This window comes from Xanthobacter variabilis (genome assembly GCF_043831965.2).
Classification (GTDB): domain Bacteria; phylum Pseudomonadota; class Alphaproteobacteria; order Rhizobiales; family Xanthobacteraceae; genus Xanthobacter.
This window is the reverse complement of the sequence record NZ_CM195533.1, coordinates 918,538-932,720: the sequence shown is the minus strand read 5'-3', so window position 1 is coordinate 932,720 and position 14,183 is coordinate 918,538. Positions and strand designations below refer to the sequence as shown.

Annotated in this window: 14 protein-coding genes; 6 read left to right on the top strand and 8 right to left on the bottom strand. The window is 69.0% G+C overall.

Annotation, left to right across the window (positions count from 1 at the left end):
* Positions 1–5: 5 nt before the first annotated feature.
* The 8 genes from V5F26_RS04050 to arsC all read right to left on the bottom strand — a co-directional run bounded on the left by V5F26_RS04050 (position 6) and on the right by arsC (position 10,221).
* Entirely contained in the window at positions 6–1,562 is a 1,557-nt protein-coding gene (locus tag V5F26_RS04050) for an L-aspartate oxidase (protein ID WP_394947858.1), read from the bottom strand.
* Positions 1,559–2,542, bottom strand: coding sequence for a quinolinate synthase NadA (nadA, locus tag V5F26_RS04045; RefSeq protein ID WP_509210557.1), 984 nt, complete (start codon positions 2,540–2,542; stop codon positions 1,559–1,561). Before nadA ends, V5F26_RS04050 begins: the two co-directional genes overlap by 4 nt.
* Before the next feature lie 83 nt (positions 2,543–2,625).
* The gene (locus tag V5F26_RS04040) at positions 2,626–3,600 is read right to left on the bottom strand and encodes an NUDIX hydrolase (protein WP_394947859.1); all 975 of its coding nucleotides are present in this window, start codon (positions 3,598–3,600) and stop codon (positions 2,626–2,628) included.
* Between the two features lie 87 nt (positions 3,601–3,687).
* Positions 3,688–4,737: a two-component system response regulator gene (locus V5F26_RS04035; RefSeq protein WP_394058359.1), complete on the bottom strand. Its 1,050-nt coding sequence runs from the start codon at positions 4,735–4,737 to the stop codon at positions 3,688–3,690.
* Positions 4,734–5,282 carry a chemotaxis protein CheB gene (locus V5F26_RS04030; RefSeq protein ID WP_394058361.1) on the bottom strand — a complete coding sequence of 183 codons (549 nt, stop codon included), beginning with the start codon at positions 5,280–5,282 and terminating at the stop codon, positions 4,734–4,736. Before V5F26_RS04030 ends, V5F26_RS04035 begins: the two co-directional genes overlap by 4 nt.
* A 19-nt stretch (positions 5,283–5,301) precedes the next feature.
* Positions 5,302–6,144, bottom strand: a complete 843-nt coding sequence (locus V5F26_RS04025; RefSeq protein WP_234052834.1) for a CheR family methyltransferase — start codon at positions 6,142–6,144, stop codon at positions 5,302–5,304.
* Positions 6,141–9,767 carry a response regulator gene (locus V5F26_RS04020; protein WP_394947860.1) on the bottom strand — a complete coding sequence of 1,209 codons (3,627 nt, stop codon included), beginning with the start codon at positions 9,765–9,767 and terminating at the stop codon, positions 6,141–6,143. The genes V5F26_RS04025 and V5F26_RS04020 overlap by 4 nt, the downstream gene beginning before the upstream one ends.
* Before the next feature lie 91 nt (positions 9,768–9,858).
* On the bottom strand, positions 9,859–10,221 hold the full coding sequence (gene arsC, locus V5F26_RS04015) for an arsenate reductase (glutaredoxin) (RefSeq protein ID WP_234052836.1): 363 nt from the start codon (positions 10,219–10,221) through the stop codon (positions 9,859–9,861).
* A gap of 305 nt (positions 10,222–10,526) precedes the next feature.
* Here arsC and atpD point away from each other — a divergent pair, with 305 nt between their 5' ends.
* From atpD to V5F26_RS03985, 6 genes are all read left to right on the top strand, one after another.
* On the top strand, positions 10,527–11,981 hold the full coding sequence (atpD, locus tag V5F26_RS04010; protein WP_394947861.1) for a F0F1 ATP synthase subunit beta: 1,455 nt from the start codon (positions 10,527–10,529) through the stop codon (positions 11,979–11,981).
* On the top strand, positions 11,978–12,448 hold the full coding sequence (locus tag V5F26_RS04005) for a F0F1 ATP synthase subunit epsilon (RefSeq protein WP_394058368.1): 471 nt from the start codon (positions 11,978–11,980) through the stop codon (positions 12,446–12,448). The genes atpD and V5F26_RS04005 overlap by 4 nt, the downstream gene beginning before the upstream one ends.
* Positions 12,448–12,798, top strand: a complete 351-nt coding sequence (locus V5F26_RS04000; protein ID WP_394058369.1) for an AtpZ/AtpI family protein — start codon at positions 12,448–12,450, stop codon at positions 12,796–12,798. The genes V5F26_RS04005 and V5F26_RS04000 overlap by 1 nt, the downstream gene beginning before the upstream one ends.
* Positions 12,795–13,118, top strand: a complete 324-nt coding sequence (locus tag V5F26_RS03995) for an N-ATPase subunit AtpR (RefSeq protein WP_234052840.1) — start codon at positions 12,795–12,797, stop codon at positions 13,116–13,118. Before V5F26_RS04000 ends, V5F26_RS03995 begins: the two co-directional genes overlap by 4 nt.
* Complete coding sequence (locus V5F26_RS03990) at positions 13,118–13,828, top strand: F0F1 ATP synthase subunit A (protein ID WP_394947862.1); 711 nt, start codon at positions 13,118–13,120, stop codon at positions 13,826–13,828. The genes V5F26_RS03995 and V5F26_RS03990 overlap by 1 nt, the downstream gene beginning before the upstream one ends.
* Before the next feature lie 100 nt (positions 13,829–13,928).
* Positions 13,929–14,177: a F0F1 ATP synthase subunit C gene (locus V5F26_RS03985; RefSeq protein ID WP_234052842.1), complete on the top strand. Its 249-nt coding sequence runs from the start codon at positions 13,929–13,931 to the stop codon at positions 14,175–14,177.
* Positions 14,178–14,183: the final 6 nt, after the last annotated feature.

Genomic DNA, 14,183 nt, shown 5'->3' with positions numbered 1-14,183 from the left:
GTCCGTCAATGAAGGCCGGCGCGGGCGGCGGGAGACGCGGTGAGTGTCTCAGCCGCCGCATGGGCCTGTTCGAGCGTGATGCGGGAGCGCAGCGCCCGCGCCGTCGTGGCGGGAAAATCAGTGCGGCTGTGCGCCCCCCGGCTTTCCTCGCGGCCGAGGGCGCACACCGCCATCATGAGGCCGGCAAGGGCGGGATCGGCGGCGGGCCCGGCCGCGCGGGCGAGGGGCGCCAGGGCGGCGATGGCGGCCTTCAGTCCCTCGGCATCGCGCAGCACGCCGAGATGGCGCGACACCACGGCCCGCGCCGGGGCGGCATCTGGCGCCGGCGGCATTTCCGCGGGAAGGCGCCGGGCCGGCGGGGCCGGCGGGGCGCCGGCGATGCTCTCGGCCACCCAGCGGCCGCAGACCGCGCCTTCCACCAGGGAGTTGCTGGCAAGCCGGTTGGCGCCGTGGAGCCCGGTGGACGCCACCTCGCCGCAGGCCCACAGCCCTTCGACGGTGCTGCGCCCGTCCGCATCCACCGCGATACCGCCCATGTGGTAGTGCGCGGCCGGGCGGATGGGGATGGGCTGGCGCGCGGGATCCACGCCGGCGGCGGCGCAGAGGCCGGCAATGGCCGGAAACCGCGCGGCGAAGCCCGCGCCAAGGGCTGCGCGCGCATCCAGGAACACCTCGCGCCCCGCCATCAGCTCCGCCCACACCGCCCGCGCCACCACATCGCGCGGGGCCAGCTCGGCGCCGGGCACATGGGCGAGGAAGCGGGTGCCGTCGGCGGTGACGAGAAGGGCCCCCTCCCCGCGCACGGCTTCGCTGACCAGGGAGAGCGGCCGCGCCCCGCCAGCCAAAGCGGTGGGGTGGAACTGCACGAATTCCAGGTCCGCCAGCTCGGCCCCTGCCCGCGCGGCCAGCGCCAGGCCCAGGCCAAAGGAGGAATCGGGATTGGTGGTGTGCTCGAACAGGGCACCCACGCCCCCGGTGGCCAGCACCACCTGGCGGGTGCGCAGCAGGGCGCCGCCATGGCCGCCCGCCACCAGCACGCCGGCAATGGCCCCGTCCGCCGTCACCAGCCGGCGGACCTCCACCCCCTCCACCACCGTGACGGAGGGACAGGCGCGCACGGCGGCGGCCAGGGCGCGCACCAGTTCCCGCCCGGTGGCGTCGCCGTGGGCGTGGACGATGCGGCGGCGGCTGTGGGCCGCCTCCAGGCCAAGGGCGAGGCGCCCGCCCCGGTCGCGGTCGAAGCGCGTGCCGATGGCGGCCAGATCGGAGATGGCCGCAGGAGCGGCTGAGAGGATGCGGCGCGCCATGTCGGCGTCGCACAGGCCGTCGCCGGCGGCCAGGGTATCGGCGAGATGCAACTCGGCGTCGTCATCTTCGCCCATGCTGGCGGCCATGCCACCCTGGGCCAGGGGGCTCGATCCGTCGTCGCCCAGCAGGGCGCGGGTGAGGAGAACCACCGGGCGCGGCGCCAGGAATAGGGCCGCCGAGAGCCCTGCCACCCCGCCGCCGATGATGACGGGCCGGTCATCGAGGCCGGCGAGGGAGCCGGTGACGGCGGTCACAGCTCCAGCATCCGTTCCACCGAGCGGCGGGCGCGGGCCGCCACGTCGGGGTCGATTTCCACCACGTGCAGGTTCTCCTCCAGCGCGGTGCGAATGTTGGCGATGGTGATCTTCTTCATGTGCGGGCACAGATTGCAGGGCCGCACGAACTCCAGATCGGGATATTGCAGGGAGACATTGTCGCTCATGGAGCATTCGGTCAGCAGAACGACGCTGCTCGGCCGCTTCTCGCCCACATAATCGGCCATGGCGGCGGTGGAGCCGGCGAAATCCGCCACCTTCACCACCTCCGGCGGGCATTCGGGATGCACCAGCACCGTCACGCCGGGATGGGCCTCCCGCAGCTCCGCCACGTCGGCGGCGGTGAAGCGCTCGTGCACCTCACATTGGCCGGGCCAGGACACGATTTCGATGCCGGTCTCATTGGCCACGTTCGCCGCCAGATACTGGTCGGGCAGCATGATGACCTTCGGCACGCCGAAGGAATTGACCACCTTCCTGGCATTGCCCGAAGTGCAGCAGATGTCCACTTCCGCCTTCACCGCCGCCGAGGTGTTCACATAGGCGATGACCGGCAGGCCGGGATGCTCCCGGCGCATCTGCCGCACGCCTTCCGGGGTGATGGATTCGGCGAGCGAGCAGCCGGCGGTGGGATCGGGGATCAGCACCGTCTTGTCGGGATTGAGGAGCTTGGCCGTCTCGGCCATGAAATACACGCCCGCCAGCACGATCACGTCGGCGTCCGTGGTGGCCGCCTCGCGGGCGAGGGTGAGGCTGTCGCCCACGATATCCGCCACGCAGTGGTAGATTTCGGGGGTCTGGTAATTGTGGGCGAGGATGACCGCGTTGCGCTCGATCTTCAGATGCTGGATCGCCTCCACATCATCCGAAAGCAGCTCCCATTCGGCGGGATGAATGATGCGCTTCACCCGCTCGTAGAGATGGGAGTTGCGCTGGGTCGCGGTGCCCACCGAGGGCATGTCGACACGGGTGACATTGGTCATATGGCTATACTCAGTTTGAGCATATATTGGCTATATGCTTACCCTGAGCATAAGCCCTGTCAAGTGCGGGCGAGGGGGAGTTTTGTTCCCGCGAAGGCGCGCTCGGCCAGCACGGCGTGGCGGAAGCGGAAGAGTTTCGCAGGCCGGCCAATGCTTTCGGAGGTCATTTCGCCGGTTTCCTCAACCAGCTCCTGCTGCTCCATGAGCCGGCGAAAATTCTGCTTGTGAACGGTGCGTCCGGCAAGTGCTTCAACGCAACGTTGCAATTGCAGCAGAGTGAAGGTGTCGGGCATCAGCTCGAAGACCACCGGGCGATATTTGATCTTGGCCCGCAGCCGGGCGATGCCAGTGGCGAGGATCCGGCGATGATCACCGATCATGGCGCTGCCGGGTACCAGCTCTTGGACCAGCCCTTGGGGGTCGACGCCCCGGCCGTTGCGACCCTCGGGCACCAGACCGGCCTCGTACAGCAGCTCGTAACGCTGCAGGGTCAGCTCCTCATTCCAGGGCTGCTCGTCGAGCCCGAAGGCGGTGGCGGCGCGCTGGTGGCGGGCGTCGCGGGCCGCCGCGCCCGGCGCCTCCCCGCTCCAGTCCGCGAGGGCGGGAGCAATGACCTGGCCGATAACGGGCGGAAGCCCGGCGCGGTGGTCCTCCCAGGGGAAGTAGTCGTACCAGCTGCGCCAGCCGCCCTCCCCGTCCGAAAGCTCGCGGGTGAGGCCGAGATAGCTGATGGAAATGGTGCGCGCCCCGCTCTCCCCGCCCCGATCCTTGTCGGCGAAGGTGTAGAGCTGCTCCACATAGCCGAGCGGATGGTGGGTCTGCTGTTCCACCCACGCGCGCAGGCCCGATTGCAGTGAGCGATGGCCGAGCTCGAACGGGCCGGAAGGCAGGGCCCGCCCGCGATCCAGCGTCATCACCCGCGGCGCGCCCGACGATACCGCCACCAGAACGGCGATGAGGTCCGCCTGGATGGCGTGGACGGCGGCGGGGTCAGCGCCCTCGCCGGGCTTGGTCCGCTCGCTGGGCTGTGTCATGGACGCGGCTTCCACGGAGATCGCATTGCGCGGGGCTTGGAGGGCCGCTTCGGGGCGGCCGGCTGGCCCGCGCGCGGCGGCCGGGCCTCAGGCATTGGCGGCCAGGCCCTGCGGCTCGGCCGGTTCCGGCGCGGCGAGGCGTACGCTGCCCTTGCCGCTCTTCTTCACCTCATACATGGCCGTATCCGCGCGCCGCATCAGGGCGGCGGCATTGTTGGCATGCAGGGGATAGAGGGCGATGCCGATGCTGGCGCCGACGGTGACGGAGGCGGGCGGAGTGGCCTGGCTCAGCTCATAGGGCTCGCGCAGCGCCGTGCACAGCCGCTCGCCCTGGGCGAGAGCCACGCGCTCGTCCGGCAGGTCCACCATGATCACGGCGAACTCGTCGCCCGACAGCCGCACGGCGAAATCCTCGTGCCGCAGGTTGGTGCGCAGGCGCTGGGCAATGGTGCACAGCAGCTCGTCCCCCGCGGCGTGGCCGTGGCGGTCATTCACCTGCTTGAAGCCGTCAATGTCGATGTACAGCAGCGCGAATGCGCGCCCGGCCTGCTCAGCCTGGGCGAAGGCGCGGGAGAGGTGCTCCATGAACAGGATGCGGTTGCCGAGGCCGGTGAGGGAATCGTGGGTGGCCATGTGGCGCACCTGCTTTTCCACCCGCCGGCGTTCCTCTATCTCCACTTCGAGCTGGCGATTGCGCTTCTCCAGCTCCTCCATGGCGGCCTTCAGGCGCATCTTGGAGGTGTGCAGTTCCAGGAACACCGTGACCTTGGAGAGCAGGACGGCATCATTGATGGGCTTGGCGATGTAGTCCACCGCGCCGAAGGTGTAGCCCTTCAGGCGGTTGATGTCGTCGAGATAGGCGGCGGTCACGAACACGATGGGGATGTCACACGTGGCCGGATCGTTGTTGAGGAGGGAGGCCACCTCGAACCCGTCCATGTCCGGCATCTGCACGTCGAGCAGGATCAGAGCGAAGCGGTGGTCGAGGCACAAAGCGAGCGCCTCGTTGCCGGATTTCGCCTCGTAGATGTCCGCATCGACAGCCGCCAGCAGGCGGCGCATGCCGGCGAGATTGGCGGCGACATCATCCACCACCAGGATCTTGGGACGGGCTTCGACGCCGGATGTCTCGTTCATGACCGGCAGGCCTTGTTGATGAACCCCGCGAGCTCCTCGATGGGGCCGCACAGGTCCGCGCCAGCGCGCTCCAGGGCCGCCCGCGGCATCGTCGCCACTTCGGCATCTTCCGGAGCTTGTACCAAGGCGAGGCCTCCCAACTGACGGATCTGCGCAAGACCCTCCGCACCGTCGCTGCTAGCTCCGGTGAAAACGACACCAATAAGGCTTTTCTGGTACGCCCGCGCTGCCGTTTCGAACAGGACGTCGATCGAAGGTCGGGAGAAGCACACTTTCGGGTCCACTGAAAGGGAAAAGTGCCGATCGGGCTCGATCAGCAGGTGATAGCCGGCGGGTGCCACATGCACGTGTCCCGCGCTCACGGGGGTGCGTTCCTGCGCCAGTTGCACCGGCAGCCGCGAGCGCTGCGCCAGCATCTCATGGAGCAGATCAGGCCCCTGCGGACCCACGTGATTCACCACCACCACCGCCGCGGGAAGATCGCCATCGAGACACGCCAGCAGGCGCTGGAGGGCGCTGGGCCCCCCGGCGGAAGCGCCGATCACGACCGCTCCTCCCATAGCGTCAGCCTCCGCTCTTGCGCCGGTAGAGCTGGGCATCAAGGTCGAGAACCTGGAACTTCTCGCGCGCGGCGCTGAACTGCAGGTTCTCGCGGGTGCCGATGCACAGGAAGCCGCCGCGCACCAGGCTGTCGGCGAACATGCCCAGCACCCGGTCCTGCAGCGGGTTGGAGAAATAGATGAGCACGTTGCGGCACAAGATGAGGTGCGCTTCGCAGAACACCGCGTCGGTGACGAGATTGTGCTCGGCGAAGGTGACGTGGGAAATCAGCCGCTCGTCCAGTTTCAGGAAGTCGTAGCGCGCGTGGTAATAGTCGGAGAAGCTGAGCGCGCCGCCGCTGTCCAGGTAGCGGCGGGAGGCATCGCGCGCGTCCTGGAGGGGAAAGATGCCCTCCCGCGCCCGTGCCAGGGCGTCGGCCGAAATGTCGGTGGCGTAGATGCGCGCGCGCTCATACAGCCCGGCTTCCATGAGCAGGATGGCGAGCGAGTACACCTCCTGCCCGTGGGCGCAGCCCGCCTGCCAGATGTTGATGGCCGGGTATGAGGAGAGGATGGGAAACACCTTCTCCTTCAAGGCTCGGAATACGTGCGGATCGCGAAAGAACTCCGATACCGGCACCGACAGGTTGGAGATGGCGTCGGCGACGCGATCGGGGTGATGCAGCAGCAGGTCCGTGAGCGCGCTGATGGTGGGCGCGCGGAACTGCGTCTGAAGATTGCGCACGCGGCGCGTGAGCGAGGCGCGGCTATAGCCCGAGAAGTCGTAGCCGTAGCGCCGGTCCAGCGCCGTCACGAACAGGTCGAGCTCCAGCTCTTCCAGGGCCAGAAGATCGTTGGGGTCGGTCATCGGGGCGGCAGCCAGGCGCGGATCATGGAAAGCAGCTTCGGCACGTCGATGGGCTTGGAGAGATAGTCGCTGGCGCCGGCGGCCAGGCACTTCTCGCGGTCATCCTTCATGGCCTTGGCGGTGAGGGCGATGATGGGCAGCTTGGCGAATTGCGGCCGCTTGCGGATCTCCTCCATGGCCTCGTAGCCGTCCATCACCGGCATCATGATGTCCATGAGCACGATCTCGAGATCCGGGTGAGTGTCCAGCTGGCTGACCGCCTTGGCGCCGTCCTGGGCCAGTGTCACCTCGATGCCCTTGCCGCGCAGCACCTTGGCGAGGGCGTAGATGTTGCGCATGTCGTCGTCGACCAGCAGCAGCCGGCGGCCCTTCAGGTCGCCGTCCGGGTCGTCGCCGAGGGCCTTCGCCTCCTGCCGCACCGAGTGCAGGAACAGGCTCACCTCGTCCATGAGCCGCTCGGGAGAGCGCGCGCCCTTGATGACGATGCTGTCGGTGAAGGCGCGCAGCTTCAGGCTTTCCTCGGGGGTGAGGTCGCGGCCGGAATAGACCACCACCGGCACCTGCCGGCCGCTGGCGGCGATGCGCTCCAGAAGCTCGAAGCCGGACATGCCGGGCAGGCCGAGATCCAGCACCACGCAATCCACGTTCTCGCGGCCGATGAGTTCCAGCGCCTCCTCGCCGCTGCCGGCCTCCAGGATCTGCACATGCTCGCCGCCGATGAGCTTGCGCACGGCCAGGCGCGCGCCCGCATCGTCGTCCACCACCAGCACCGAGCGCGGCTGGTCGAGGGAGAAATGAGTGAGGGTGGCGAGGGCGCCGCTGAGGTCTTCCGCGCTCACCGGCTTGGTAAGGAAGCCCACCGCGCCGAGGTCGCGCCCGCGCTTGGCCTCGTCGAGGGCGGAGACGAAGTGCACCGGAATGTGGCGGGTGGAAGCGTCCGCCTTCAGCCGCTCGATGACGGTCCAGCCGTCCATGCCGGGCAGCATCACGTCCAGCAGGATGCCGGTGGGCCGGTAGCGGCGGGCGAGGTCCAGCCCGCTCTCGCCGTCCATGGCGGCGAGCACCTGATAGCCCTTGCGTCGGACCAGGTTCACCAGCGTGCGGGCGAAGGCGGGGTCGTCCTCCACCACCAGGATGGTGGTGCCGCCCTCCTTCAGCGCTTCGCGATCATCCTCCACCACCAGGGCGGGCCGCGGCCGGGGCGCGGGCATCACCGGCGGGCGGGCCGGGGCGGGGACCGGGGCGGGGCCCGCCACATCGGCGTGGTCCACCTCGCCGACGGGCAGGGTGACGCGGAAGGTGGAGCCCTGGCCGAGCTGGCTTTCCACCGTCACGTCGCCGCCCAGCAGGCCGGCCAGCCGCTGGGTGATGGCGAGGCCGAGGCCGGTGCCGCCGAACTGCCGGCGGGTGGACGCGTCCACCTGCTCGAAGGCCTGGAAGATGCTTTCCTTCTTGTCCTCGGGAATGCCGATGCCGGTGTCGGTCACGCTCACCACCAGCTTGTCCCCGGCGCCGGGGGCGAAGGTGACGCTGACGCCGCCCTCGCTGGTGAACTTGAAGGCATTTGCCAGAAGGTTGTTGGTGATCTGCTCCAGCTTGCCGTCGTCGGTCAGGATATGGGCCGGCGCGTCGGGCTGCACGGTGACGGTGAAGTCGAGGCCCTTTTCCTGCGCCACATGGCGGAAGTTGCGCTCCATGCGGGTGGCGACGGCGCCGATGCTCACCGGCTCGTGCACCACGTCCATCTTGCCCGCCTCCACCTTCGAGAGGTCGAGGATGTCGTTGATGAGGCGCAGCAGGTTGGTGCCGGAAGAATGGATGATGCCGGCGGCTTCCACCTCGTCGGCGTCGAGGTGCTTGTTGTGGTTCTCGGACAAATCGTGGGCGAGGATGAGCAGGCTGTTGAGCGGCGTGCGCAGCTCGTGGGACATGTTGGCCAGGAACTGGGACTTGTACTGGTTGGCGCGGGCCAGCTCGTCGGCCCGGGCCTCGGCCTCCTGGTTGAGGGTCTCCAGCGCCGCCTTCTGCTCGGTCAGCTCCTCGGAATTGCGGCGCAGCCCGTCATTGGTGCGCTGGAGCTCCTCGGCCTGCACCCGCAGTTCTTCCTCGGAGGCGGCCAGCTTCTGCGACTGCTGCTGAAGCTGCTCGTTGGTGGCGCGCAGCTCCTCCTGCTGGGTGCGCAGCTCCTCCTCCGCCACCCGCAGCTCGGTGGTCTGGCGCTGGGTCTGCTCCAGCAGCTCCAGGGTGCGGATGGCGCGCGAGAGGTTGTCGAGGGACAGGGCGATGACGGGCGCCGTGTCCTTCAGCAGGCGCTGGCGGGCGCCGGCGATGGGCTCGAAGCTCGCGAACTCGATGACGCCCAGTAGCCGATCCTTGTTGATGACGGGCACCGCCGCCACCGCCAGCGGCGGGGCCTCGCCGGTGCCGGAATGGATGCGGACATAGTCGCCGGGCACCGGGGAGAGCACGATCGGCCGGCGCTCACGGGCGCACTGGCCCACCAGCCCCTCGCCCAGCTTGTAGCTGGTGGACAGGTGGCGCCGCGCCTCATAGGCATAGGTGCCGGTGAGGTTCAGCGTCCGGCTGGCGTCGTCGAAGGCGTAGAACACCCCCACCCCGGCATTGAGCCGCGGCGCCAGCTCCTCCAGGAGATCGTTGGCGAAGGTGGAAAGGTCTTCCGCCTGCTGCAGCTTCTCGGACACCGCGGCGACGCCGGTCTTCACCCAGTCGCTCTCGTGAGTGTCCACCGCCATGGCCTTGAACACCTTCAGGGCGCGGGCGATGGTGCCGACCTCGTCGCGCCGGTCGGCGAATGGAATCTTGATGCTCAAATCGCGATTGGCGATCTGCTCCATGTGGGAGGCGAGCTGCCGCAGCGGCCGGCTGATGAGGCGCGAGGTGATGAACAAGGCACCGATGCCTGCCGCAAGCGTCATGATGAGCGCGATGGCATCGATGAACTTCAGCATGTTCTCGACACGCTCGAGCTGGTTGCGCGCCCCTTCCAGGCGCGCGGCGGCAAAGGAATCGATCTGCTCCAGGGTGCGCAGCAGGACGAAGCTGCCGTTCGCGCCCTGCTCGGCCTCCAGGAAGCGCCGCAGGGCGAAATTCTCGGCATCCGCCGAGGTGTCGCCGCGCTCGGTGAGGGCGACGAGGGGCGCGGCGGAGTTCTCCGACCAGCGCTCGTTGATCTGCCCCGCCCGATCGGCGGCCGCGCGCATTTCTGGGGTGTCGGCGGTGGCCTGCTGGAGCGCCTCGATGGCGTCGGAGACGGCATCGTCCGCGCCTTCCAGGCGCTTGGCGAGGGTGGCCGGCGCGCTGAACGCGGCGTGCACCACTTCCAGCCGGCGCCGGTTGACCGCGCGCGTCGCCGTATTGGCAAGGGTGACCTCTCGCACCAGCATGTCGGACTGGGCCTGCAGGTCGTTGGCCACCTTCAGCGTCAGGCTGTTGGCGCCGAGCACCACCAGGAAGAACACCAGCAGGATGATGACCACCCCGCCGAACTTCCATTGCAGCGGCAGGTTCGCCAGCCAGGAGCTGTTCGAGGCGCTGGCGGGCGCCGAGGCCGATGCGGTGGTCGAGGTGGCCTCGGACGTTACGCCGGACGTTGCGTCGGACATGCGCTTCCCCATGATGCTGCGACGGGCTCGGCCGGCAATGAAACAGGCAATCGGAAAAAAGTGCTGAAGCGACGGGGGAATTTCCCCGCGCTCAGGGCAGGATTTCCCGCACGCGCTCCATGGGCCGGCACAGGCGCACGCCCTTTTCGGTGAATACGAACGGTCGCTCGATCAGGGCCGGATGGGCGATCAGGGCATCGAGCAGCGCATCGTCCGAGAGGGAGGGGTCGTCGAGGCCCAGCTCGGTGTAGAGAGCGCCCTTGCGGCGCACCACGTCGCGCACGCAAACGCCCGCCGCGGTGATGGCCGCGGCCAGCTCCGCGCGGGTGGGCGGCGTTTTCAGATATTGCACGATGGTCGGCTCAATGCCTGCCTCGCGCAGCAAGGCCAGCGTGTTGCGCGAGGTGCCGCAGGACGGGTTGTGCCAGATGGTAACGGGGGACGAGCCGCTCATGGGCGAAGGCTCCGGAACAGGTGGGGAAGCGGCGCCGCGAACGTGGCGCGATGCCATCAAGCGGCCGTGGAATGGGGCTGTCAATCGCCGCCTCGATCGCCCTCCCCCGCCGGTTTGGATGGCTGCGCGCCGCCCCCGCGCCATTCGGTCGCGGCCGCGCCTTGGTAGCCAAAGACCGCGCGGCCTTTCCGCCGCGGGATGGCGACGGGCGGCGCCTGGGGTGTGGCGCGGGGGCGGCGGGTCTGGCATTCTCGCCGCCGACCGTGCCAATCGACATGTATAAAGGCCGGACCATGGTACCTGAAATGGCATCTGGCGCCGAAGGCCAGACGGAAGGCAGCGGGCGCGTCGTCGCCCTGCGTGGCGCGGTGATCGATGTCCGCTTCACCGCCGGCACGCTGCCACCCGTGGAGGATGCGCTGTGGGTGGAGGATCCCCAGCGCGGCCGGGTGCTTGCAGAGGTGCAGAGCCACCTCGATCTCGAAACCGTGCGCGCCATCGCGCTCCAGCCCACCTCGGGCCTCAAGCGCGGGGATGTGGTGGCGCGGGTCGGCGGCCCGCTCTCGGTGCCGGTGGGAGACCACGTGCTCGGCCGTCTCCTGGATGTGGCCGGCAATGTGGGCGATAAGGGCGCGCCTTTGCCCGCCGATGGGCCGCGCCGGCCCATTCATGCCGCCCCGCCCGCCTTCGCCGACCAGAGCGGCGCCACCGAGATCTTCGCCACCGGCATCAAGGTGCTGGACCTGCTGGCCCCCCTCGCCCAGGGTGGCAAGGCGGCCATGTTCGGCGGCGCCGGCGTCGGCAAGACCGTGCTGGTGATGGAGCTGATCCACGCCATGGTGGCGAGCTATCAGGGCATCTCGGTGTTCGCCGGCATCGGCGAGCGTTCCCGCGAGGGGCATGAGATGCTGCTCGACATGACCAATTCCGGCGTGCTGGAACGCACTGTCCTGGTCTATGGCCAGATGAACGAGCCGCCCGGCGCCCGCTGGCGGGTGCCCATGACGGCGCTGACCATCGCCGAATATTTCCGCGATGAGAAGCACCAGAACGTGCTGCTGCTGATGGACAACGTATTCCGCTTCGTCCAGGCGGGTGCGGAGGTGTCGGGTCTGCTGGGCCGCCTGCCCTCGCGCGTCGGCTACCAGCCCACGCTCGCGAGCGAAGTGGCGGCGCTGGAAGAGCGCATCGCCTCCGTGGGCGGCGCCGCCGTCACGGCCATCGAGGCGGTCTATGTGCCGGCGGACGATTTCACCGATCCGGCGGTGACCACCATTGCCGCCCATGTGGATTCCACCGTGGTGCTCTCCCGCGCCATGGCGGCGGAGGGCATGTATCCGGCGGTGGACCCCATCGCCTCGTCCTCCATTCTGCTCGATCCGCTGATCGTCGGCGAGGAGCACGCCAAGGTCGCCATCGACGTGCGCCGGACCATCGAGCACTATCGCGAGCTGCAGGATGTCATCTCCCTGCTGGGCATGGAGGAATTGGGGGCGGAGGATCGCCGCATCGTGGAGCGCGCGCGCAAGCTGCAGCGCTTCCTCACCCAGCCTTTCGCGGTGACGGAAGCCTTCACCGGGGTGCCCGGCCGCTCGGTCCCGGTGAAGGCGACGGTGGCTGGCTGCAAGGCCATCCTGGCGGGCGATTGCGACGACTGGCGCGAAAGCTCGCTCTACATGGTGGGCGACCTGGAGGAGGCCCGCGCCAAGGAGGAAGCCGCCCGCAAGCCCGCCTCCAGTGCGGCGGGAGGCGCAGCGTGAGCCGCACGTTGACGCTCACCGTCACCACCCCCACCAAGGTCCTTGTGCAGGGCCTGGAGGTCGCCGCCGTGCGGGCGGAGGATGAGAGCGGCAGCTTCGGCATCCTGCCCGGCCACACGGATTTCCTCACCGTCCTGCCCGCCTCGGTGGTGCGCTGGCGCACGCCGGACGATGTGACCCATTATTGCGCCCAGGGCGGCGGCCTGCTCACGGTGGAAGGCGGCGCCAAGGTGGCGGTGGCCTGCCGGCAGGGCACCCTGGGCGACGACCTCGCCACCCTGGAAAGCGAGGTGGAGCGCCTGCGCGCGGCGGAGACCGACACCGAGCGCAAGGCCCGCGTGGAGCAGATGCGCCTTCATGCCAATGCGGTGCGACAGCTCATGCGCTTCCTGCGGCCCGAGCGGCCCGGCACCTTTGGCGCCGTGGGCGCGGAAGCCGACGGCACCAATACGGACGAGGTGTCGTGATGGTCGGGCTCGAACCCCTGGACGCCCCGGAAGACGGGCGCGGCGCGCAAGACGGAGCGCAAGGCCACGCGGAAGACCGGCTGGCCGCGGCGGCGCGCCAGGCGGCGGACCGGGCGCGGCGGGGGCGGGAGAATCCCGAGCCTTCCCTCGGTGCGCGCCTGGGGCAGATGGGCATTCTGGGCTGGACCATCGTGGTGCCCACCCTCATCGGCATGGTGGTGGGGCGCTGGCTCGATGGGGTGTTCCATTCCGGCATCACTTTCGCCGCCGCGCTGCTCATGCTCGGGGCGGCGTTCGGCCTGTGGTCGGCCTGGCGGTGGATGCACCGGGCCGTGGGGAAGGACCAATGAGCATGCCGCTTTCCGCCTTCGTGTCGAACCTGCTGCCGGCTGTGCCTGAGCTCGGCCCGGTGTCGGGCGCGGCGGTCGGTCTCGGCGTGGGGCTCATCGCCGGCGGGGCCTATTTCGCCTCGCTGTGGTGGAACACGCGTCTTTATCTGGAAGGTGGACGGGCACTGCTCGCCATATTGCTCCAGGTGGTGCGCTTCGCGCTGCTGCTGGTGGCGCTGGCGGCCTTGGCCCTGTTCGGCGCGCTGCCGCTGCTGATGGGGGCGGTGGGGCTGCTGATCGCCCGCACCCTGGTGGTGCGGCGGCTGGGAAGGATGGCCTGATGCAATCGCCCCTCGCCATCGAGCCATTGTTCCATCTGGGGCCCGTGCCGGTGACCGAGCCGGTGGTGGTCACCTGGGGCATCCTTCTGGCCCTCGGCGGCGGCGCCTATCTCGCCACACGCCATCTCAAGCTGGTGCCCGGGCGCGGACAGGCGCTGCTGGAGGCGGTGGTGTCCACAATCGACAGTCAGATCCGCGACACCATGCAGGTGGACCCCGCGCCCTATCGGGCGCTCATCGGCGGCATCTTCCTGTTCGTGCTCACGGCCAACTGGGTGTCGCTCATCCCCGGCCTGGAGCCGCCCACGGCCCATGTGGAGACCGACGCGGCGCTCGCCCTCATCGTGTTCGTGGCGACCATCGGCTACGGCATCAAGGCGCGGGGATTGGCGGGTTATCTGAAGACCTTCGCCGAGCCCACCTGGGTGATGATCCCGCTCAATGTGGTGGAGCAGATCACGCGCACCTTCTCCCTGGTGGTGCGCCTGTTCGGCAATATCATGAGCGGGGTGTTCGTCATCGGCATCATCTTGTCTTTGGCGGGGCTGCTGGTGCCCATTCCCCTGATGGCGCTCGACCTGCTCACCGGGGCGGTGCAGGCCTATATCTTCGCGGTGCTCGCCACCGTCTTCATCGGCGCGGCGGTCAGCGAGGGCGAGGCCCCCGCCCCTCAAGCCCCCTCGCCGCCTCAGAAGACGGAGGCGTCGTGAGCCCTCCGCCCTCCCCTGCCTTTCCTCCCGCCATTTTCGCGAAACCCTTGCGGCGCCGGCTTCCCGCCGGGGCTCTCTTTGAGAAGGAGCGCTAGACGCCATGGACAATCTCATCCAAGTGGTCTCCATCGCTGCGGCCGCCATGGCCGTGTCGTTCGGCGCCATCGGCCCGGCGCTGGGCGAAGGGCGCGCGGTGGCGGCCGCCATGGACGCCATCGCCCGCCAGCCCGAATCCGCCGGCACCCTCTCGCGCACGCTGTTCGTGGGCCTCGCCATGATCGAGACCATGGCCATCTACTGCCTGGTCATCGCGCTCTTGGTGCTGTTCGCCAATCCGTTCGTGAAGTAGCGGCCC

Bases quoted from the DNA above. Each gene is read 5' to 3' on its own strand.
- nadA (WP_509210557.1), bottom strand. From the start codon at position 2,542: ATGCCCTCGGTGGGCACCGCGACCCAGCGCAACTCCCATCTCTACGAG.
- V5F26_RS04040 (WP_394947859.1), bottom strand. From the start codon at position 3,600: ATGACACAGCCCAGCGAGCGGACCAAGCCCGGCGAGGGCGCTGACCCC.
- V5F26_RS04035 (WP_394058359.1), bottom strand. From the start codon at position 4,737: ATGAACGAGACATCCGGCGTCGAAGCCCGTCCCAAGATCCTGGTGGTG.
- V5F26_RS04025 (WP_234052834.1), bottom strand. From the start codon at position 6,144: ATGACCGACCCCAACGATCTTCTGGCCCTGGAAGAGCTGGAGCTCGAC.
- V5F26_RS04020 (WP_394947860.1), bottom strand. From the start codon at position 9,767: ATGTCCGACGCAACGTCCGGCGTAACGTCCGAGGCCACCTCGACCACC.
- arsC (WP_234052836.1), bottom strand. From the start codon at position 10,221: ATGAGCGGCTCGTCCCCCGTTACCATCTGGCACAACCCGTCCTGCGGC.
- atpD (WP_394947861.1), top strand. From the start codon at position 10,527: ATGGCATCTGGCGCCGAAGGCCAGACGGAAGGCAGCGGGCGCGTCGTC.
- V5F26_RS04000 (WP_394058369.1), top strand. From the start codon at position 12,448: ATGGTCGGGCTCGAACCCCTGGACGCCCCGGAAGACGGGCGCGGCGCG.
- V5F26_RS03995 (WP_234052840.1), top strand. From the start codon at position 12,795: ATGAGCATGCCGCTTTCCGCCTTCGTGTCGAACCTGCTGCCGGCTGTG.
- V5F26_RS03990 (WP_394947862.1), top strand. From the start codon at position 13,118: ATGCAATCGCCCCTCGCCATCGAGCCATTGTTCCATCTGGGGCCCGTG.
- V5F26_RS03985 (WP_234052842.1), top strand. From the start codon at position 13,929: ATGGACAATCTCATCCAAGTGGTCTCCATCGCTGCGGCCGCCATGGCC.